Annotated in this window: 15 protein-coding genes; 11 read left to right on the forward strand and 4 right to left on the reverse strand. The window is 70.2% G+C overall.

Annotated elements, in window-relative coordinates; all coding sequences use genetic code 11:
* Positions 1 to 224 precede the first annotated feature (224 nt).
* The 3 genes from ACAM51_RS16990 to ACAM51_RS17000 all read left to right on the forward strand — a co-directional run bounded on the left by ACAM51_RS16990 (position 225) and on the right by ACAM51_RS17000 (position 5,826).
* Positions 225 to 1,985, forward strand: a complete 1,761-nt coding sequence (locus ACAM51_RS16990; protein WP_369641279.1) for an ExeA family protein — start codon at positions 225 to 227, stop codon at positions 1,983 to 1,985.
* Positions 1,986 to 1,987: 2 nt separating this feature from the next.
* A complete protein-coding gene (locus tag ACAM51_RS16995) occupies positions 1,988 to 2,848 on the forward strand; it encodes a general secretion pathway protein GspB (RefSeq protein WP_369641280.1) in 861 nt (286 codons plus the stop codon).
* A gap of 572 nt (positions 2,849 to 3,420) precedes the next feature.
* Positions 3,421 to 5,826 carry a glycosyl hydrolase family 18 protein gene (locus ACAM51_RS17000; RefSeq protein WP_369641281.1) on the forward strand — a complete coding sequence of 802 codons (2,406 nt, stop codon included), beginning with the start codon at positions 3,421 to 3,423 and terminating at the stop codon, positions 5,824 to 5,826.
* An 82-nt stretch (positions 5,827 to 5,908) separates the two neighbouring features.
* Here ACAM51_RS17000 and ACAM51_RS17005 read toward each other — a convergent pair whose 3' ends face one another.
* Positions 5,909 to 7,096 (reverse strand): ABC transporter substrate-binding protein, encoded by a 1,188-nt coding sequence (locus tag ACAM51_RS17005; protein WP_369641282.1) that lies wholly within the window; start codon positions 7,094 to 7,096, stop codon positions 5,909 to 5,911.
* Between the two features lie 172 nt (positions 7,097 to 7,268).
* Here ACAM51_RS17005 and ACAM51_RS17010 point away from each other — a divergent pair, with 172 nt between their 5' ends.
* Positions 7,269 to 7,994, forward strand: a complete 726-nt coding sequence (locus ACAM51_RS17010) for a Crp/Fnr family transcriptional regulator (RefSeq protein ID WP_255591280.1) — start codon at positions 7,269 to 7,271, stop codon at positions 7,992 to 7,994.
* 13 nt (positions 7,995 to 8,007) lie between these two features.
* Here the strand turns inward: ACAM51_RS17010 and ACAM51_RS17015 are convergent, their stop codons facing one another.
* Entirely contained in the window at positions 8,008 to 9,711 is a 1,704-nt protein-coding gene (locus ACAM51_RS17015) for a methyl-accepting chemotaxis protein (protein ID WP_369641283.1), read from the reverse strand.
* A 394-nt stretch (positions 9,712 to 10,105) separates the two neighbouring features.
* Between ACAM51_RS17015 and ACAM51_RS17020 the strand changes: the two genes are divergently transcribed.
* The 6 genes from ACAM51_RS17020 (at position 10,106) to ACAM51_RS17045 (ending at position 17,518) form a co-directional block, all read left to right on the forward strand.
* A complete protein-coding gene (locus ACAM51_RS17020; RefSeq protein ID WP_369641284.1) occupies positions 10,106 to 10,993 on the forward strand; it encodes a DUF4394 domain-containing protein in 888 nt (295 codons plus the stop codon).
* 68 nt (positions 10,994 to 11,061) lie between these two features.
* Complete coding sequence (locus ACAM51_RS17025; RefSeq protein ID WP_369643839.1) at positions 11,062 to 11,640, forward strand: methylamine utilization protein; 579 nt, start codon at positions 11,062 to 11,064, stop codon at positions 11,638 to 11,640.
* Entirely contained in the window at positions 11,640 to 13,985 is a 2,346-nt protein-coding gene (locus ACAM51_RS17030; RefSeq protein ID WP_218293064.1) for a bifunctional diguanylate cyclase/phosphodiesterase, read from the forward strand. Before ACAM51_RS17025 ends, ACAM51_RS17030 begins: the two co-directional genes overlap by 1 nt.
* Positions 13,986 to 14,091: 106 nt before the next feature.
* Positions 14,092 to 15,117: a pseudouridine synthase gene (locus ACAM51_RS17035; RefSeq protein WP_369641285.1), complete on the forward strand. Its 1,026-nt coding sequence runs from the start codon at positions 14,092 to 14,094 to the stop codon at positions 15,115 to 15,117.
* 64 nt (positions 15,118 to 15,181) lie between these two features.
* Positions 15,182 to 16,471, forward strand: a complete 1,290-nt coding sequence (locus ACAM51_RS17040) for an esterase/lipase family protein (RefSeq protein ID WP_369641286.1) — start codon at positions 15,182 to 15,184, stop codon at positions 16,469 to 16,471.
* Between the two features lie 111 nt (positions 16,472 to 16,582).
* Entirely contained in the window at positions 16,583 to 17,518 is a 936-nt protein-coding gene (locus ACAM51_RS17045; RefSeq protein WP_218293065.1) for an exopolyphosphatase, read from the forward strand.
* 11 nt (positions 17,519 to 17,529) lie between these two features.
* On the opposite strand, the gene aqpZ is transcribed toward ACAM51_RS17045, so the two are convergent.
* A complete protein-coding gene (aqpZ, locus tag ACAM51_RS17050) occupies positions 17,530 to 18,225 on the reverse strand; it encodes an aquaporin Z (protein WP_218293066.1) in 696 nt (231 codons plus the stop codon).
* A gap of 329 nt (positions 18,226 to 18,554) precedes the next feature.
* Between aqpZ and htpG the strand changes: the two genes are divergently transcribed.
* Positions 18,555 to 20,531 carry a molecular chaperone HtpG gene (htpG, locus tag ACAM51_RS17055; protein WP_369641287.1) on the forward strand — a complete coding sequence of 659 codons (1,977 nt, stop codon included), beginning with the start codon at positions 18,555 to 18,557 and terminating at the stop codon, positions 20,529 to 20,531.
* A gap of 146 nt (positions 20,532 to 20,677) precedes the next feature.
* On the opposite strand, the gene ACAM51_RS17060 is transcribed toward htpG, so the two are convergent.
* Positions 20,678 to 20,986 (reverse strand): hypothetical protein, encoded by a 309-nt coding sequence (locus ACAM51_RS17060; RefSeq protein ID WP_369641288.1) that lies wholly within the window; start codon positions 20,984 to 20,986, stop codon positions 20,678 to 20,680.
* Positions 20,987 to 21,289 lie beyond the last annotated feature (303 nt).

Here is a 21,289-nt window from a genome sequence, read left to right on the forward strand (position 1 = left end):
AGTAAGAGGTGTCGGCCCGGGGGCTGCCGGGGCGCGGCTGGGTGCCTTGTGGCAGCGCGTTGGGTCCAATGCTAGGACCCACTTTGACGCCATCTTGTCTTGCCGACGACAATTTACGGGAAACTACTCGGTGGGTGAAACCCTGCCTCCCTGTCCGGGCAGGCCCCGCGCTGTGCCCGGGTACGGCCGGGGGTCGTTTCATGGCGGGGCGGTATCCTCACGGCATGTACGCCCCGTTTTTCGGTCTTCAGCATCCCCCGTTTTCCATAGCACCGGACCCGCGCTACCTGTTCATGAGCGAGCGGCACCGCGAGGCGCTGGCGCACCTCCTGTATGGGCTGGACGCGGGCGGCGGCTTCGTGCTGCTCACCGGCGAGGTGGGCACGGGCAAGACCACGGTGTGCCGCTGTTTCCTGGAGCAGATTCCGGCGAACTGCAACGTGGCCTACATCTTCAATCCCAAGCTCACCGTGGGCGAGCTGCTGCGTTCCATCTGCGACGAGTTCGGCGTGCCGCACAAGCCGGCCGTGCCGGGGGTGGAGACGGTCAAGGACTGCATCGACCCGCTCAACGCGTCGCTGCTGGCCGCGCACGCCTCGGGGCGCAACAACGTGCTCATCATCGACGAGGCACAGAACCTCGCGGCCGACGTGCTGGAGCAGTTGCGCCTGCTCACCAACCTGGAAACCAGCGAGCGCAAGCTGCTGCAGATCATTCTCATCGGCCAGCCCGAGCTGCGCGCCATGGTGGCGCGGCCTTCGATGGAGCAGCTGGCCCAGCGCGTGATCGCGCGCTTTCACCTGGACGCCCTGACCCCGCAGGAGACGCAGCAGTACATCGCGCACCGCCTCGCCGTGGCCGGGCTCAACGGGCCGATCCCGTTCGAGCGGCGCGCCATCCAGCGCGTGCATGCGCTCTCCCACGGCGTGCCCCGGCGCATCAACCTGCTGTGCGACCGGGCGCTGCTCGGCGCCTATGCGGCGGGGGCGCGCCAGGTCACCAGGGCCATCGTCAACCGCGCCGCGCGCGAAGTGTTCGACGCACCGGCATCGGCCGCCGCGGCGCGCAGCGCGCGGCCACCGCTGCCGCGCTGGGCGTCCACGGGCCTGGGCGCCGTGGCGGGTGCCGTGGCCGTGGCGGCCGCGGGCTGGGCGCTGGGCCTGTGGCCCGCGCCGCAGCCGGGGCCGCAGGCGGCCACGGGCGCCGGAGCCGCCGCTCCATCGCGCGCGGCCTCCCGTCCCGCCGCCACGCCCCCGCCGCCCGTAGCCGCGCCCCTGGTGGCGCCCGCGGTGCTGGCGGCGGCGTCCACCGCGTCCGCCGCGCAGGGGGCGGCCGCGGCCGCCATCCCGCCGGGGGCGCAACCTTCCGCGCTGGAGCAATTCGTGCTGGCGCAGCCCGCCAGCGACGCGCCGGCCTGGCAGGCGCTGGCCTCGGCCTGGGGCGTGAAGCTGCCCGCGGGGGCGGACGCTTGCGCCACCTTGCCGCGCGAGGGGCTGCGCTGCTACCGCAATCGCCGCGCGGGCCTGAACCTGGTGCGGCAGATCGACCGGCCCGTGCTGCTCGCGCTGTATCCGTCGGATGAAGCCGAGGCCCCGGTCTCCGTGCTGCTGCGCGGCCTGGACGGCGAGACCGCCACGCTGGAAGGCGGCGGCCGCACGCTGCGGGTGCCGGTGGCCGAACTGGCGCAGGCGTGGCGCGGCGACATCGCCACGCTGTGGCGCGCCCCGGCCGGCATGCCCGATCGCGGCGAGATCAGCGACACCCCGGCCGGCGCGGCCTGGCTGGACCAGCAACTGGCCAGCAAGGCGGCCGGCGGCACGGGCTCCGGAAGCCGGCCGGTGACGCCCGCGCTGCGCCAGTCGCGCATCCACCGCTTCCAGCTGGCCCAGGGCGTGACGCCCGATGGCCGTGCCGGCCCCCTGACACTCATGCTGCTCAACCGCGCCACGGGCGTGAACGAGCCGCGCCTGCGCAACGGAGACTGACCATGTCCTACATCCTTGATGCGCTGCGGCGTGCCGACGCCGAACGCGGCCGGGGGGCCGTGCCGGGCCTGCACTCCCAGGCCGCGCCCGCGGCCGGGGAATTGCCCGCCGTCCACCGGGCGGCGCCGGCCCCGCTGTGGGCCGTGGCGGCGGCGGTGGTGGGCGTGGCCGTGCTGGCGGCCGGTGGTACCTGGTGGGCCCTGCGGCCGCAGGCCCCGGTGGCGACGGCGGTGGCCCCGGCCGCGCCCGCCGTGGTGGCGCCTGCCCCTGCCGCGCCCGCCACACCCACAGCACCTGTCACAACGGCAGCTCCAGTGGCGCCGCCGCCCCCCTTGGCTTCTTCCGTGCCCGCGCCGGCGCCGGCGCCAGAGCCCGCGCTCGCCCGGACGGCCCCGCCGGCGCCCGCACCCGAGCCGCGCCCGGCGGACAGCAAGCGCGCGGCGGACAAGCGCGGCGGCACCGCGCGTGAGCGCGAGCGGCCTGTGGCCGCGGTGGTGGTGGCACCACCCGCCGCACGGGCGCCGGCGGCCGATCCGGCGCGCCCGCGTGAGTCGCTTGGCGCGCCGCTCCCAGCCAACGGGTCTGCCCCGCGCTCCACGCAGGACCCCGGCGCTGCGCCGCCGCCCGCGAGCCCGGTGTTCGCCCAGACCGACCTGCCGGACACCCTGCGCGCGCAGTTGCCCGCGCTCAAGGTCACGGGGGCCACGCATTCCAGCAACCCGGTGTACCGCATGGCCATCGTCAACGGGCAGGTGCTGCACGAGGGCGACCAGGCCGCGCCGGGCCTGGTGCTGGAGAAGATCGAGCCGGGGCGCACGGTCTGGACCTTCCGCGGCTACCGGTACGCGGTGGCCGCGCAATAGGGCGTCCCCGGGGCGCCGGCACCCCCTGGGATGCCGGCCGGTGCGTCTGCATGACGCCTGCCGCTCCACCAGGGCCGCCCGTGGCGCGGCCGTGGACTCTTTTGCTCTCCTGGCGCGGGCCGCGCTGAGCGCGCTTTTGCGGGGCTGGCCGCCGCCGCCGCAGGGCGGCGAACGCCTGGGCTCCGTGCGGCCCGGTGGACCGCGGTGCGCCACCGGGGGAGCCCGCGCCGGTGCACGGGGCGGCCACGCCTTTCTGCCGCGCGCCGCGTTCGGGGTGGGGGGGTGGAGCGGGTCTTACGACCCGGCGCACAAGGTCGTAGGACATCAGTCGGATGGATTTGCCGCGCACCGCTTCGGACAATGGGCCCGGTGGCGGAGCGCTGCCTGCAAGGCCTGCGCTCCTGCCTGCCGCCGCCAAAGCGCCGTGCCTGCTGCCGGTATGAATCCAATAGCAAAGAATCAATATGGGACAAGCGTCAAAGCCACATTTGATTCAGGAATCACACCGTTCTGCCGCGCGGCGTTTTTGTTTTCTTTTGCCCTTTGCCTTGTCTTCCAGGAGAAATTTCACCATGCCCCATCTACCAGCGGCGAGGGAGCGCGCAGCGCGCTCCTGGCGCATCCGGTCCCGCCATGCCGGGACCCTGCTGCGGCTATTGGCCGCCTCCTGGATGCTGGCCGGCGGCAGCGCGATGGCGCAGGCCAGTTGCGCGCCGGGCCAGTGGCTGGCGGAGTACTTTCCCAATACCGGACTGTCCGGCGCACCGGTGCTGACCCGCTGCGAGGAGGGGCCGATCGACCGCTACTGGATGACCGACAGCCCCGACCCCCGGCTGCCGGTGGACGGTTTCTCGGCGCGCTGGACGGCCTCGGTGCCCTTTGCGGCCGGCACCGCCCGGTTCGTGACTTTCACCGACGATGGCGTGCGCGTGTTCGTCAACGGCCAGCGGGTGATCGACAACTGGACCCCGCACGGCATCACGATGGACGTGGCCGAACTGCCCCTGGCGGCCGGCAACCATACGGTGCGCATGGAGTATTTCGAGGCCGGCGGAGAAGGCCTGGCCCAGCTCGTCATCGAAGGCGGGGCCGAGCCGCCGCCGCCCGCGCCGCCACGCATCCTGTCGTTCGGGGCGGACCCGGGCACCATTGACGCTGGCGCCACGAGCACCCTGGCGTGGAGCACCGAGAACGCCGCCACGTGCACGGCATCCGGCGGCTGGAGCGGCGACCGCCCCGTCAGCGGCACCGCCCCCGCCAGCCCGGTGGTGACGACCACCTACAGCCTGAGCTGCAGCAACGCGCAGGGAGATGCCACCGGGGCCTCCACGGTGATCCTCGTGCGCAACAGCCCGCCGCCGGTGCCCCCCACCATCGCCAGCTTCGCCGCGACGCCCAGCCGCATCCGGCCGGGAGAAAGCGCGCGCCTGGACTGGCAGTCGCAGAACGCCTCCGGCTGCACCGCCTCGGGTGGCTGGAGCGGTGCGCGCCCGGTGCAGGGCAGCGAGCAGGTCAGTCCTGCCGCCAGCGCCGCCTACACGCTGGAGTGCGTCAACAGCGCGGGCCAGGCCACCAGCGCGCTCGTCAACGTGACGGTGGACGCAGGCAACCCGCTGCCCCCGGTGGGCGGCGTCACCGCCACGGCCACCCAGCAGGGCGTGCGTGTTGGCTGGAACCCCGTGACCAAGAGCGGCAAGTGGGTCAATGGCTACTACGCGGGCTGGTTCTGGAACCTGTTCCCGCCGGACGCCGTGGACATGACCACCATGACCCATTTCGTGTTCGGCCGCTATGCGCCCGCGCTGGGCTCGCTGCCCGGCGGACAGGCGGGCGATCTGCTGGAGGGCGCCGGAACGGGTCACCTGGCCCATGTGGAGGATGCGCTGATCGCCAAGGCCCATGCGGCGGGCGTCAAGGCGGTGATGATGGTGGGCGGGGACAGCGATGGCGCGGGGTTCATCGCCGCCACGGCGAACCCCACGGTGCGCGCACGCTTCATCAAGAACATTCTCGACAAGGCGGTGCAGAAAAACTACGACGGCGTGGACATCGACTGGGAAGAAAAGCTGGACACCGAGGTCGGCCGCGCCCAGGCCCTGGCGCTGCTGCGCGAGCTGCGCGCCGCCTCGGCGCTGCGTGCCCGCTACCAGGCGCCGAACGCGCCGCTGGAACTGAGCTGGCCCGGCTTCTGGGTGAACAAGAACCAGCCGGACATCACGCCCTGGCACGCCCAGGTGGCCGAGCTGGTGGACCAGTACAACCTGATGACCTACAGCATGGCGGGCGACTGGGGCTGGAAGTCGTGGCACCACTCCCCCCTGTTCGGCGAGGGCGACCTGCACCCCACGTCCATCGCCTCCACGGTGCAGGCCTACCTGAGCGCGGGCGTACCGCGCACCAAGCTGGGCATTGGCATCGGGCTCTACGGCGTGTACTACCCCCGTCCGGTGACGGGGCCGCGCCAGGACCTCACGGGCATGCAGGGCTGGGTGGACAACGGCGACTGGATGAACAACTACCAGCGCCTGGTGGAGGAAAACGCCTTCGGGCAGCCCGGCGCCGCATATCGCTGGGACGACGTGGCCAAGCAGGGGTACATCACGTACTCGCAGCCCTGGTACCGGGGCTCCACGCCGGTCACCTACCTGAGCTTCGAGGATGAGCGCTCCATCGCCGAGAAGGGCAAATGGGTGCGCGAGCAGGGCCTGGGCGGCACGCTGGTGTGGACCATCAACTACGGCTATCTGCCGCAGTCCGGCACCAACCCGCAGATGCAGGCGGTCAAGAAGTCCTTCATTGCAAGCAGTGCCGCCAGCTACCGGGTGTACCGCGACGGCGTGGCGATCGCCACGGTCACCGATCCGGCCTACACCGACACCACCGCGCCCAGCGGCAGCCACAGCTACCAGGTCAGCATGCTGGATGCGTCCGGCAACGAAGGCCCCCTGTCCGCCGCGGTGGTGGTTCAGGTGCCCTGATTCCGCCCGCGCCACGGGGCGGGCGGCGCCCGTCCGGTGGCCGGGGGAGGGCAGAACGGCCGAAGGCCGCCGAGGCCCGGGCTCAGCGCAGGAAGCGCCCGTCGCGCCCGACCAGCGTCAGCTCGACAAAACGCGAGGCGTTGCGGTCCGGGGTGGTGGCATGGATCTCGAAGCCGCCCAGGTCCCACTTCTTGAGGTTCCAGGTGGCATCGATGAAGGCGGCGCGCGTGGGGTTGCGCCCCGCGCGCTGCAGTGCCTCGGCGAACACGCGGGCGTTGATGTAGCCCTCCAGCGCCAGGTGCGAAGGTTCTGCGGTGGCGCCCGCCGCCTTCCAGGCCGCCTGAAAGTCCCGCACCACCGGCATGACCGCATTGGAGGGCAGCGGCACGACCTGCGAGATCGCCATGCCCGTGGCGTCCGCGCCCAGGGCCTTCACGGTGGCGGGCGTCCCCATCACCGACAGCGCATACAGCGTCACGCCGCGCTTGATGGCGCGGAACGCCTTCACGAACTCCAGCGTGGGCTTGCCCGCCAGGCCGATCACGATGGCCTCGAGGTTGCCGCCCGCCAGCTTGGCCGCCGCCGTGCCCGCGTCCGAGGCATTGTTCTCCACCGTCACGGTCAGCGCCTCGGGCAGCTTGAGGCGGTCCATCGACTGCTTGGCGGCGGTGAACACCTCTTTGCCGAACGAGTTGTTCTGGTAGACGATGCCGATGCGCTGGATGCCGATGGTGGACAGGTGCTGCACCAGCTTTTCGGCCTCGTCGGCGTAGCTCGCGCGGATGTTGAACACGTTGCGGGCACTCTTGGTGCGGCTCAGCTGCGCGCCCGTGAACGGCGCGAAGAACGGGATCCCGCTCTCGACCACCTTGGGCAGCATGGCGTCGATCATGGGCGTGCCCATGCAGTTGAACAGCGCGAAGGTGCCCGGATCGGCCAGGAACTGCGTCATGTTGGCCAGCGCCTTGGGCACGTCGTAGGTGTCGTCCTGGGTGACCAGCTCGATGGTCTTGCCGTGGATGCCGCCCCGTGCATTGATGCCCGCAAACGCCGCCTTGGCGCCCTGGTGCATGGCCGAGCCGAGATCGCCCAGCGGGCCGGTGAGGGCGGTGGACTGTGCAATCCGGATGGCCCCTTCCTGCGCGCGGGCGCTGCCCAGTCCCAGCCAGGGCAGGCTGACGGCCGCGGCCAGCAGCTGGCGCCGGGCAAGGCGTGGCGAAGGGCGGATGGCTGGCCGTGCCAGGCCTGCGGGCGGGTGGTTGTCGGGCATGCGTGTCTCCTCGGGTGGCCCAGGCGGGCGCATCGGCTGCTGGGGAGGCGACATCATCCCGTCACAATTGACATTTTTTTGTCGTTCTGACGACAATCCGGGTCGTGGTATTCCCGCATCGCATGCCCCCTTTGTCGCTCTCCCCCGGACCCGCACCGCCATGGACTCACGCATGAACCAGGATCTTTCGCTCCACCAGCGGCGCCGGCCGCCCACGGTGGACGAGCTCGGCGGCATACCCTGGCTGAGCCTGCTGCTGCCCGCCGAGCGCGAGCGGGCCGTGGCGTCGCTGCTGGTGGGGGACGCCAACGCGGGCGACTACGTCTGCCGGGTGGGGCGGCCGGTGACCTACTGGTTTGGCGTGGTGGAGGGCCTGCTCAAGATGAGCAGCGACAACGCGCAGGGGCAGACCATGACCTACGCCGGCCTGCCGCCCGGGGGCTGGTTTGGCGAGGGCACGGCCTTGAAGCGCGAACCCTACCGCTACAACATCCAGGCGCTGCGCAAGAGCGTGGTGGCCGGGTTGCCGATCGACAGCTTCCACTGGCTGCTGGACCACTCCATCGGCTTCAACCGCTTCGTGATGAACCAGCTCAACGAGCGGCTGGGCCAGTTCATCGCCGCGCGCGAGATCGACCGCCTGAACAACCCCGACGTGCGCGTGGCCCGCAGCCTGGCATCGCTGTTCAACCCGGTGCTGTACCCCGGCGTGGGGGAGGTGCTGCGCATCACGCAGCAGGAGCTGGCCTATCTGGTGGGCCTGTCGCGCCAGCGCGTGAACGAGGCGCTGGCGGCGCTGGAGGCGCAGGGCGCGATCCGGGTGGAATACGGCGGCCTGCGCGTGCTGGATCTGCTGGCGCTGCGCTCGAGCATCTTCCCGCTGCAGCAGGGCGTTTGAGCGGCGGTGGGCCTCAGCCCGGCAGCGAGGGTTGCTGGCCGCGCGAAGGGGGCTGCAGGCTGGCGCGCTGCGGGGGCGCCGGTACGGGCACCGGCGCGGGCGAGGCCGCGCCGCGGCTCCAGTGGTTCTCGCCGCCGCCGTCGCGCGTGAGGCGGAAGGTGCCCACCATCTGGGTGAGGCGGCCCGCCTGGTCCTTGAGGCTGTCGGCCGCCGCGGCCCCTTCCTCCACGAGGGCGGCGTTCTGCTGTGTCATTTCCTCGAGTTCGCCCACCGAATGGCTCACGTGGCCGATGCGCTGGCTCTGTTCCTGCGTGGCGGCGGTGATCTCGCCCATGATGTCGGACACGCGGCGCACCGACAGCACCAGCTCCTCGATGGTCTTGCCCGCGTGGTTCACCAGGGTGCTGCCCTCCTGCACCTGATCGACGCTGGCGCCGATCAGGGCCTTGATCTCGCGCGCGGCATTGGCCGAGCGGCCGGCCAGGCTGCGCACTTCGCCCGCCACGACGGCGAAGCCCCGGCCCTGTTCGCCGGCGCGGGCGGCTTCCACCGCGGCGTTGAGGGCCAGGATGTTGGTCTGGAAGGCGATGCCGTCGATCACGCTGATGATGTCGGCGATCTTGCGCGAACTGGCGCTGATGGTGTCCATGGTGCGCACGACCTGCGACACCACCTCGCCCCCGCGCGTGGCCGCGTCGGACGCGGTGGACGCGAGCTGGTTGGCCTGGCGGGCCGAGTCGGCGCTTTGCGACACGGTGCCGGTCAGGTCCACCAGCGCGGTGGCCGCGCCCTGCAGATTGTGCGAGGTCTGCTCGGTGCGCTGGCTCAGGTCCAGGTTGCCCGAGGCGACTTCCGAACTGGCCACGAGGATGGAGTCGGCGGTCTGGCCGATCTCGCCCACCAGCGTGCGCAGGCGCTCCTGCATGGCGGCGATGGCTTCCAGCAGACGGCCGGTTTCGTCCTGGATGCGCACTTCCACCTGCGAGGTGAGGTCGCCGCGCGCGATGCGTTCCGCCACCACCACGGCGCGGCCGATGGGGGCGGTGATGCTGGCGGTGATGCGCCACGCGATCAGCGCGCCGAGCCCGATGGCCAGCAGCACCAGCAGGCCGCCCACCATGCGGGCGTTGCTCTGGGTCTGCTCGGCCGAGGCCGTGGCGTCGGCGTTGAGGCTGTTCTGCAGCTCGATGAGTTCGCGCAGCTTGGCGCGCCACGCGGTTTCCACGGGCGCCACGCGGGTCATCAGCGCCAGGGTCGCGCTCACCGTGTCGCCGTCGTCGGCCGATTTGATCGCGTTGTCGAGCTCGGGGCGCGCCTTGCGGCCCAGCGCCTGCACCTCGCCCAGCAGCTTGATCTCGGCGGGCGTGGCGCGGGCGGGGGTGAGGAGTTCGCCCAGGGCGGTTTCCTGGCGGCCATATTCCTTGAGCGTCGCGGAAATGGCAGCGATCTGTTCGTGTGCCTGCTTGGGGTCGATATCGTTGAGCATGGCCGCCGAGCGGCTCTGGATGCCGATGGCGCTCACGCTCTCCAGCATGCCGTTGACGAGCTTGGACTTGCTGGCGCCGGCACCGGTGACCTGGCGCATCTGCTCATGCACCTTGCCCACGGAAAGCTGGCCCACGGCAGCGACGGCCACCACCAGCACCAGCATGCAGCCGAAGCCCAGGCCGAGCCGGCTGGAGATCGACAGGGATTTAAGTGATGAAGCGGCCGGCATGGTGTTCCTTGAGGTCTCTGGGTGCAATGGATCGGGATGCACAAGGCAAAGCAATAACGGGGCCCGCATCAGCCGGGCCGGCGGCCGCGCCCCGCACGTCGGCCCAGGGCAGTGTAGGCAGAATTGACAAGAAGTGTCATGAGGCTTGCGGATGGCGCCATGCCCGTTGTGCATGGGTGTTTGTTACAAATGGCCTTCCAGGGCGTGCACCACTCCCGCACGGCAGAAGGCGGGGTGGAGGCTGTGGAAAATGAGGGAAAATGCGGAAAATCGGTGTGCTGCATTGGGTTTTTTGCTATTTGATTGATAGCAATTGGCGGGTGCTTCGTTGGCCGGTGGCTCCCGGTGGCGCACCCCATCATGTATAAACCCGTTACAGATGTGAGGCCTCAGGATGAACCCGCTTTCCCTCCCCCTGGCGTGCCGCGCCGCCGCCGCGCTGGTGGTCGCCGCGCTCGCCAGCTGCGCCACGGCACCCGCGCCGGACCAGCGCGAACTGGTCGTCGCGGTCACGGCATCGCACGAGCTCATCACCTTCCATGCCGGCCAGCCGGAGCGCATCCTGGAGCGCCGCTCCGTGACGGGCCTGGCCCCGGGCGAGCGGCTGGTGGGCCTGGACTTTCGCGTGGCGCGCGGCGTGCTGTATGCGCTCTCGCAGGCGGGGCGGCTGTACACGCTCGACATCCCCACCGGGGCCCTGCGCCCCGTGGGCCCAACGCCGGCCGTCCTGGCCCTGCGGGGGACGGCCTTCGGCTTTGATTTCAACCCCGTGGCCGACCGCATCCGCGTCGTCTCGAACGCGGGCCAGAACCTGCGGCTGCACCCGGACACCGGCGCCGTGGTGGACGGCGACCCGGCCGTCGAGGGCGTGCAGCCCGACCCGGCCCTGCGCTATGCCTGGAGCGACACGAACGCCGGCCGCGCGCCCGACATCGCGGGCGCCGCCTATACCTACAACGCGCAGGACGGCAAGCTCACCACCAACTACGCCATCGACCGTGCGCTCGGCGTGCTGGTGACGCAGGGCTCGCGGGAAGGCGCCACGCCCGTGGTGTCGCCCAACACCGGCCAGCTGCGCACCGTGGGGCCGCTGGGCCTGGGGCCCCTGACCGATGTGTCGTTCGACATCTCGGATGTCGGCAACACCGCGCTGATCGCCGTGCGCACGCCGGCCGACGGCCAGACGCGGCTGCACCTGGTGAACCTGGACACTGGCGCCACCCGTGCGCTGGGCAGGGTGGGCGAGGGCGCGCCCTTGCTGGGCATGGCCATCGAACCATGACGCATGCCTGCTTTCCCGCGCGCCGCACCGGGCGCCCGGTGGCCGCGTTCCTGCTGGCCGGTGCGTGCATGGCGGGCCTGGCCACGGCGGCGCGGGGTGCCACGGTGCAGGTGGACGTGCTGGACACCGCGGGCAAGCCGCTGGCCGACGCCGTGGTGTTCCTCGACTCGGCCGACGCGGCCCGGCAGGCCCGGCCGCTGGCCGGTGTGGAGATGGCGCAGGAGAAGAGAAGGTTCGTGCCCGGCGTGCTCGTGGTGCCGGTGGGCACCGAGGTGCGCTTCCCCAACCATGACTCGGTGCGCCACCACGTCTATTCGTTCTCGCCCGCCAAGAAATTCGAGCTCAAGCTCTACACCGGTACGCCCTCCAATCCCGTGCTGTTCGACCGGCCGGGCGTGGTGGTGCTCGGCTGCAACATCCACGACCAGATGGTGGGCTGGATCCTGGTGGTGGACACCCCGCACTACACGCGCAGCTCCGCCGCCACGGGCAGGGCGCAGCTCGACAATGTGCCGCCCGGCACCTACACGCTGCGCGCCTGGCACACGCGGCTGCCGGTGGGCGCCCCCGCGCAGGAGCAGGCGCTGACGGTGCCCGCCGCCGGCGGCGTCGCCGCGTCGGTGCGTTTGGCGGGGTTGCAGCCTTGATGCAGCTGCGCCTGCTGCGGCGCAGCCTGATCCTGCGGCTGGTGGGACTCTCGCTGCTGCTGCTGCTCATCGTGCAGGCGGCGGGTTTTGCGGTGGTGCGCGCCACCATCGAGCGCAATGCGCGCGCCCAGATCGCCCAGGCCCTGGACCTGGACGAGAACGTCTGGCGCCGGCTCCTCGAGCAGAACGCCGACAAGCTGCGCCAGGGCTCGGCCCTGCTCGCGGCCGACTACGGCTTTCGCTCCGCCGTGAATTCGGGCGACGAGGAAACCATCCAGTCCGTGCTGGAGAACCACGGCAGTCGCATCGGCGCCGCCGTGACGGCGCTGCTGGGCACCGACCTCACGCTGCGCGCGGTCAGCCTGTCGGGCAGCATGGAGGCGTTTCCGGCCACCCTGCGCGAACTGGTACCGCCGCTGGCCGCGCAGGCCCAGGGCAGCCAGATCGCGGTGATGGACGGCGTGCCCTACCAGTTCGTGATGGTGCCGCTGCGCGCACCGGTGGTCATCGGCTGGGTGCTGATGGGCTTTCCCATCCACCAGCCGCTGGCCGACGAGATGCGGCAATTGCTGTCGGTGCATGTGGCGCTGGTCGTCCAGGGCGCGGACGGCTCGGTCCAGGTGCCCGTGAGCACGCTGCCGCCCGGCCCGCTGGCGCTGCTGCAGCGCCAGGGCATTGCTTCGGGTGAACTGCAGACGCCGGAAGGCACCTTGCTGGCGCGCACCATCCGCCTGCACAGCGTGGGCGGCGAGGTGCAGGCGCTGCTGCTGCGCTCGGTGGACGAGGTGCTCGCGCCCTACCGCCAGCTGCAGGTGCTGCTGGCCATCATCACCGTCGCCGGCGTGCTGCTGTTCGCGGTGGGCACGGGGCTGGTGGCGCAGCGCCTGACCACGCCGCTGCGCTCGCTGCTGGCCGCCACGCAGCGCCTCTCGCGCGGCGAGTACGACGTGCCGCTGGCGCACACCGCCCGCAGCGACGAGATCGGCAACCTCGCGCGCTCGTTCGACCATATGCGCGTGGACATCGGCGCGCAGCAAACGGAAATCCGCCGCCTGGCCTACTGGGACCGGCTCACCGGACTGCCCAACCGGGAGCGCTTTCGCGAAGCGGTGGTGCAGGCGATCGCGGGCGCGGGCGGCGTGGCGGCAGGGCCACCGCAGCCGCTGGCCGTGCTCACGCTCGACCTGGACCGCTTCAAGCATGTGAACGACGTGCTCGGCTATGCCTTCGGCGACCGCCTGCTGCAGGCCGTGGCCGAGCGCCTGCGCCAGCAGGTGCCGTTGCCCGGCCACATGGTGGCACGCCTGGGCGGCAACGAATTCGCCGTGCTGCTGCAGGGCGCCGATGCGGCCGCCGCCCACGACACCGCGCTGCGCATCACGCGCTCGTTCGAGGAGCCCCTGGCCTTCGAGGACCAGACGGTGGACCTGAGCGCCGGGATCGGCATTGCCTGCTGGCCAGGCGACGCGGACGATGCCGACACGCTGCTCAGCCGTTCCGAGATCGCCATGTACGCCGCCAAGCGCAAGCTCAGCGGGGCGCTGCAGTACGACGCGTCGTTCGATTCGGCCAGCACGCAGACCCTGTCCCTGCTGACCGAACTGCGCCGCGCCGTCGAACACCGCGAACTGCGCCTGTACCTGCAGCCCAAGGTGGCGCTGCGCGGCCAGCCCGGCCTGGCCGCCGAGGCCCTGGTGCGCTGGCAGCATCCGCAGCGCGGCCTGGTGCCGCCCATGCAGTTCATCCCGTTCGCCGAGCAGACGGGCTTTGTGCGCCAGCTCACGCTGTGGATGTTCGAGGAGGTCGCGCGCCTGCTGGCCGACCCGCGCACCCGGGGCCTGCCGCTCAGGGTCTCGGTCAACCTGTCCACGCGCGACCTGCTGGACCCGGAGCTCAGCGCGCGGCTGGCCGACATCCTGGTGCGCCATGGCGTGTCCGCCAGCGCCTTCTGCCTGGAGATCACCGAAAGCGCCATCATGGACGACCCCCAGCGCGCCGAGGCCATGCTCAACCGCCTGTCCCAGCAGGGCTTCAAGCTCTCCATCGACGATTTCGGCACGGGGTACTCCTCGCTGGCCTACCTCAAGCGCCTGCCGGTGGACGAGCTCAAGATCGACAAATCGTTCGTGATGGGCATGGCGGCGGGCGAGGACGACGCGATGATCGTGCGCTCGACCATCGACCTGGCGCACAACCTGGGGCTCAGCGTGGTGGCCGAGGGCGTGGAAACCGCGGACATCCTGGAGCGGCTGCGCTCACTGGCGTGCGACGAGGCGCAGGGCTACCACATCGCACGGCCCCTGCCCGTCGATGATTTCCTGGCCTGGCAGGCGCGCCAGGGGTAAGCTGTCCGGTTTTTCACCGGAGGCGGATGCCGCAGAGGCACCGCCGGCCGGCCTTTCCGCGCCGGGCCCGCAAGGCCCGTGCGGCCCACAGGCGAAAATACGCGCAATGTCCTCTTCCAGTTCCCGTCCGCCCGCCGGCCCCGCAGCGGCTCCCGCCCCGGATGCCGGCGGCCCGTCCGCACCCGCGCCGCGCCCCGTGCTTCGCCGTCCCGTCATCGAAGCCAAGGCGGCCAAGGCAGCGCCCGCCCGTCCCGCGCCGCCGCCCCGGCCCTCCCGCGCGCCCGCACCGCCCACCTACCGCACGGCGTCGGGTGGCTTTGTCGCGCCGGTGCGGCAGGCACCCCCGCCTGCCGCACGCACCGTGGCACCTAACGGCCTGGTCAGCTCCCGCCTGAACAAGCGCATGGCCGAGCTGGGCATGTGCTCCCGGCGCGAGGCGGATGACTGGATCGCCCAGGGCTGGGTCAAGGTCAATGGCGAGGTCGCGGAGATGGGCGTGCAGGTGCTGCCCATCGACCGCATCGAGGTCGACAAGGTCGCCCAGGGGTTCCAGGAGCAGCGCGTCACCATCCTGCTGCACAAGCCCATGGGCTATGTGAGCGGGCAGGCCGAGGACGGCCACACGCCCGCCGTGGCGTTGATCAACCCCCGCACGCACTGGCGCGACGACCCCAGCCGCAACCGGTTCTCGCCGCCGCAGCTGCGTGGCCTGGCGCCGGCCGGGCGGCTGGACATCGATTCGGTGGGCCTGCTCGTTCTCACCCAGGATGGCCGCGTGGCGCGCCAGCTCATCGGCGAGGACTCCACGGTGGACAAGGAGTACCTCGTGCGCGTGCAGTACGGCGATGTCGCCACCGACGTGCAGTCGGCCTTCCCGCGCGAACAGCTCGCGCGGCTGTGCCACGGCCTGGCGCTCGACGGCCAGCCGCTCAAGCACGCCCAGGTCGACTGGCAGAACCCCGAGCAGCTGCGCTTCGTGCTCACCGAAGGCAAGAAGCGCCAGATCCGCCGCATGTGCGAGCTGGTGGGGCTCAAGGTGGTGGGGCTCAAGCGCATTCGCATCGGCCGCGTCACCCTGGGCAACCTGCCGGTCGGGCAGTGGCGCTACCTTTCTCCCGGCGAACGGTTCTGACAGGCCGGGCGCCCCGGCTTCTTCCTGTGTCGCTTGACCATTCCTGAACGGAGCCTTTCCACCCATGTCCCCATCACCGCGCCGCGGCGCCAATGCAGCCGGCCCCGGGGCAAGGCGCCCCGCCGAACCCTCCACGCCGGGCCCCCTGCGGCAGTTGCGCGTTTCCGACCTGCGCGGCGTGGCGCGGCTGGCCACGCAGGCCACCACGGGCATCAGCCGCGTGGCCGAGGGCGTGCACCAGTCGGTGCTGGGCACCCTGGGTTTGCCTGGCGGGGCGCAGCCCGGGCAGGCGCGGGGCCTCACGGGGCTGGTCTACCAGAGCATTCGGGGCGTGACATGGCTCGTGGATGCGGGGCTGCAGGCGGGCCTGGCGCGGCTGGAGCCGTTTTTCGAGCCTGCCGTGCCGCACACCGGCGTGCAGTGGGAGCGCGAGGCCGTGCTGGCCGCCCTCAACGGCGTGATGGGGGACCGCCTCCAGCGCGACGGCAACCCGCTGTGCACCCGCATGGGGTTCCACCGGGAGGGGCTGCCGCTCGACCTGCCCGCCCTGGCCGCCAGCGGCGCGGTCACCGGCAAGGTGCTGGTGCTGGTCCACGGCCTGTGCATGAACGATCTGCAGTGGCTGCACCAGGGCCATGACCATGGCGCCTACCTCGCGCAGGCGCTGGGCTGCACGCCGGTCTACCTGCGCTACAACACGGGCCTGCACACCTGCGCCAATGGCGCGGAGCTCGCGGCGCAGCTGGAATCCCTCGTGAGGGACTGGCCGGTGCCCGTGACGGAGGTGGCGGTGCTGGCCCACAGCATGGGCGGGCTGGTCGCGCGCAGTGCGTGCCACCAGGCGGTGGCGCAGGGACTGGGCTGGCCGGCGCTGCTGCGCCACCTGGTGTGCCTGGGCACGCCCCACCATGGCGCGCCGCTGGAAAAAGCCGGCCACTGGGTGGACATCCTGCTGGGCAGCACGCCGTATTCGCGCCCCTTCGCACGGCTGGCGCAGCTGCGCAGCGCGGGCATCACCGACCTGCGCCACGGCCACGTGCTGGAATCCGACGGGCAGGGGCGCGACCGCTTTCACCGCCAGCCTGACCGGCGCGTTCCGGTGCCGCTGCCCGAGGGCGTGGCCTGCCATGCCATCGCCGCCACGCTGGCCGCGCGGCGCAGTCCGGTGGCTGAGCGGCTGGTGGGCGACGGGTTGGTGCCGTTGCACAGTGCCCTGGGCATCCATGATGATGCGCGGTGGACCCTGGGTTTTGCCAAGGATCGGCAGGCCGTGTTCCACCGGATGGGCCATCTGGCGCTGCTGGGCGATGCGGGCGTGGCGCGGCAGCTGGAGCAGTGGCTTCGGCCCGCGTGAGCGGCAAAGGGAGGAAAGCGGTCCGGTGGTCCGCTTTTCCACGCCAACGGCCTTGTGGGGCCTTGGCCCGCGGCTACCATGTGGCCATGAATATGTGACAAGGAGAAACTAGTGAGCGACGTGAAATACCGGCTGGTAACCCGCAGCGACTTCGACGGCCTCGTGTGTGCCGTGCTGCTCAATGAGCTCAATCTCATCGACGAGATCACCTTCGTGCACCCGAAGGACATGCAGGACGGCAAGATCGCCATCACCAGCCGCGACATCACCACCAACCTGCCCTATGTGCCGGGGGCCCACCTGGTCTTCGACCACCACGAATCGGAAACCGTGCGCAACTCGGGCCGGCGCGACGAAAACCACATCATCGAGGCCCATGCGCCGTCGGCGGCCCGCGTGGTCTACAACCACTACGGCGGCAAGGCGGCCTTTCCGCGCATCACCGACGAAATGATGGCGGCGGTGGACCAGGCCGACTCCGCCCAGTACTCCCGCGAAGACATCCTGGACCCCCAGGGCTGGGTGCTGCTGAACTACATGATGGATTCGCGCACGGGACTGGGGCGTTTCCGCGACTTCCGCATCAGCAACTATGCGCTGATGATGGACCTCATCCAGTATTGCCGCGACCACGACATCGCCGACATCCTGGCCCTGCCCGACGTGCAGGAGCGCGTGCAGCTGTACCGCGACCATGCCCCCAAGGCCCAGGAGCAGCTGCAGCGCTGCGCCATCCGCATCGGCAAGCTGGTGGTGCTGGACCTGCGCGAGGAAGAAACCATCTGGGCCACCAACCGCTTCATGATCTACGCGCTGTTCCCCCAGTGCAACATCTCCATCCACGTGATGTGGGGCCTGCAAAAGCAGAACACGGTGTTCGCCACGGGCAAGTCCATCCTCGACCGCAGCAGCCAGGTGCACATCGGCAACCTCATGCTGGAGTTTGGCGGCGGCGGGCATGCGGCCGCGGGCACCTGCCAGGTGGCCAACGACAAGGCCGACAAGATCCTGCAGACGCTGGTGCAGCGCATCACGATCGAGGGCTGAAGCCCGCCCCCTCAGTCGTCGCTGAGCAGCGCGCGGTAGATGGCGGCGCCCAGCAGCGCGCCTGCGATGGGCGCTGCCCAGAACACCCACAGTTCCGACAGCGCATAGGCCGGGCCAAACAGCGCCGGGCCGGTGCTGCGCGCGGGGTTGACCGAGGTGTTGGTCACCGGGATGGAGATCAGGTGGATGAGCGTGAGGCACAGGCCGATCGCCAGCCCGCCAAAGCCGCTGGCCGCGCGTTTGGCCGTGGCGCCCAGGATCACGATGAGGAACACGGCCGTCAGCACGACCTCCGTCACCACGGCGGCCACCAGGCCATAGCCGCCGGGGGAGTGTTCGCCATAGCCGTTGGTGGCGAAACCCCCGATGTCCGCGCCCGGCTTGCCGGTGGCGATGAGGTACAGCACGCCCGCCGCGGCGATGGCGCCCAGCACCTGGGCCAGCACGTAGCCGGGCAGCTCGGACGCCTTGAAGCGGCCACCCAGCGCCAGCCCCACCGACACGGCGGGATTGAAGTGCCCGCCCGAGATTGGTCCCAGGGCATAGGCCCCCGTCAGCACCGTGAGGCCAAAGGCCAGGGACACGCCGACAAAACCAATGCCCAACTGAGGAAAGGCCGCGGCCAGCACGGCGCTGCCGCAGCCGCCCAGGGTCAGCCAGAACGTGCCGAGGAACTCGGCGGACCATTTTTGAAGGGATGTGGGCATGGCAGGACGGCTCCGAAAGAAAAAAGGGCACAGGGTTCTGGAAGGCTGCTCCCTTCGGAACAGCGGCGGCGCGTGCATCTTATGGGGGGCAAATGACAAAAAATACTGCCAGTTGCCTGCAGATTGTCAACAATCTTCAGCGCCCGGCCCCGCCTGCCCGCCGCCTGCAGGGACGGACGGCAGGCCGCGCCGGAGGCCGCCGTGTGCGAAACACCCTTGAAATCAGCCAGTCCGCCCCGAGGTGAACACGCGCGAACGCCTTTCCTCGCCACCCCCGTGGTCCGTGAAAGGCGTTCCCTTGCACCTTACACAGCAATCTCCAAGACACCATGAGCACCAAACAGACCCTGTCTTTCCAGGCCGAAGTGGCCCAGCTGCTGCACCTTGTCACGCACTCGCTGTACTCCAACCAGGAGATCTTCCTGCGCGAGCTGATCTCCAACGCCTCGGACGCGTGCGACAAGCTGCGCTTCGAAGGCCTGAACAATTCCGCGCTGTTCGAGGACGCTCCCAACCTGGAAGTGCGCGTGACCTTCGACAAGGACGCGAAGACGCTCACCATCACCGACAACGGCATCGGCATGAGCCAGCAGGAGGCCATCGAGCATCTGGGCACCATCGCCAAGAGCGGCACCAAGGACTTCATGGGCAAGCTCTCGGGCGACCAGAAGCAGGACGCGCAGCTCATCGGCCAGTTCGGCGTGGGCTTCTATTCGGGCTTCATCGTGGCCGACAAGATCACGGTCGAGTCGCGCCGCGCGGGCCTGCCTGCCGGCGAAGGCGTGCGCTGGGTGAGCGGCGGCACGGGTGACTTCGAGGTGGAAACCATCACCCGTCCGCAGCGCGGCACCAGCATCATCCTGCACCTGCGCGACGACGCCGAGGAATACCTCAACGCCTGGAAGCTCAAGTCCGTCATCGCCAAGTACTCCGACCACATCAGCCTGCCCATCCTCATGGAAAAGGAAGAGTGGAAAGACGGCGAGCTGATCAACCCTTCGGACGAGAACGGCGGCCGCCAGCCGGGCGCCATGGTCAAGACCGGCGAGTGGGAAACCATCAACAAGGCCAGCGCGCTGTGGAGCCGCCCCAAGAAGGACATCACGGACGAGCAGTACGCCGAGTTCTACAAGACCATCAGCCACGACCATGAAGCCCCGCTGACCTGGGCGCACAACCGCGTCGAGGGCAACACCGAGTACACGCAGCTCTTGTACATCCCCGCCAAGGCGCCGTTCGACCTGTGGAACCGCGACAAGAAGGCCGGCGTGAAGCTGTACGTCAAGCGCGTGTTCATCATGGACGACGCCGAGGCGCTGATGCCCACCTACCTGCGTTTCGTCAAGGGCGTGATCGACTCGGCCGACCTGCCGCTGAACGTGAGCCGCGAGCTGCTGCAGGAAAGCCGCGACGTGCGCGCCATCCGCGAAGGCTCGACCAAGCGCGTGCTCAGCATGCTCGAGGACCTGGCCAAACACGACAGGCACGACACCACGGCCAACGCGGACGGCGTGACCGATGTGGTCGATGCCGACGACAAGGCCAAGGAAGGCAAGTACAGCCAGTTCTACGCCGAATTCGGCGCCGTGCTCAAGGAAGGCCTGGGCGAAGACTTTGGCAACCGCGAGCGCCTGGCCAAGCTGCTGCGTTTTGCGTCCACCACCAGCGATGCCGTGACCGTGGGCTTTGCCGATTACAAGGCCCGCATGAAGGAAGGCCAGGAGGCCATCTACTACATCACCGCCGACACCCTGGCCGCGGCCAAGAACAGCCCGCAGCTCGAAGTCTTCAAGAAGAAGGGCATCGAGGTGCTGCTCATGACCGACCGCGTGGACGAGTGGGCGCTGAACTACCTGCACGAATTCGACGGCACGCCGCTGCAAAGCGTGGCCAAGGGCGCGGTGGACCTGGGCAAGCTGCAGGACGAGGCCGAGAAGAAGGCCGCCGAAGAGGCCGCCGAGACCTTCAAGCCCGTGCTCGCCAAGCTCAAGGAGGCGCTCAAGGACAAGGCCGAGGACGTGCGCGTGACCACGCGCCTCGTCGATTCACCCGCGTGCCTGGTGGTGCAGGACGACGGCATGAGCACGCAACTGGCCCGCATGCTCAAGCAGGCGGGCCAGCAGGCGCCGGAGACCAAGCCCGTGCTGGAGGTCAATGCCGAGCATGCGCTGGTCAAGAAGCTCGACGGCAGCGTGCATTTCCACGACCTCGCGCACATCCTGTTCGACCAGGCGCTGCTGGCCGAAGGCGGCCTGCCCGAAGACCCGGCGGCCTACGTGCGGCGGGTGAATGCGCTGCTGGTGTGATAGGGATGAAATAGGCTGCTAGCGCCCGGCCATCAAGCGCCGATAGCTATTAAAAATAGAGCAAACCCCGTCGATGCCAGGGCATCACGGGGTTTTTTTGCGCCGGCGCTGGCGTCCTCCGCGCCAGCGGGCGGGGGCGGTGCGCCTCAATCCTCCGGACGCGCCTGCTCCAGCAGGCGGTCGTGCGCGAGGTTGCGCTCCTGCGGGTCGGCGTCGATCAGCTCCTTGAGCGCGCCCTGCGGCGCCAGCAGCCCCTTGCGCCGGTCATTCTTGACGGGCAGGTTGCGCCAGCCCGAGAGCACCAGCCAGTCCCAGAGCTCGGGCGGCACGGGGCAGGTGATCGCCATCTTGACCGGCCCCCGGATGATGAACGTGCCCACCGCCGGCAAGGGCCCCACCGGGGCAGGCCGGCGCTGCTGGCGGATGGAAAAGAGGTTGCGGAACAAATCCTTCATGGCCGGGGCAACTCGCTGGGGGATCTGGGATGGCGCAGCATAGCCCAGTGCCGTGGAACCGGTCCACTGCCCGGGGGCGCCTGCGCGCCACGGCCGGCGTGGTGGAAACAATACGCAATACGGTTCACGAACGTTAACGATTGTTTCTGCGCGGATTACGCCTGCCGCGCTCGATAAATTCAGGCCCTGCCTTTGCCCATGGCGGCCCAGGCGCGTTCACGCACTCCCTCGCATTTTTTGCCAGCCCTGAGGGGCCTGGTGAGGTCGCGGCGTGGCCGGAAGTTCGAGCCATCCACTTCAGGA

It is taken from the genome of Acidovorax sp. A79 (assembly GCF_041154505.1).
Taxonomy (GTDB): Bacteria; Pseudomonadota; Gammaproteobacteria; order Burkholderiales; family Burkholderiaceae_C; genus Acidovorax.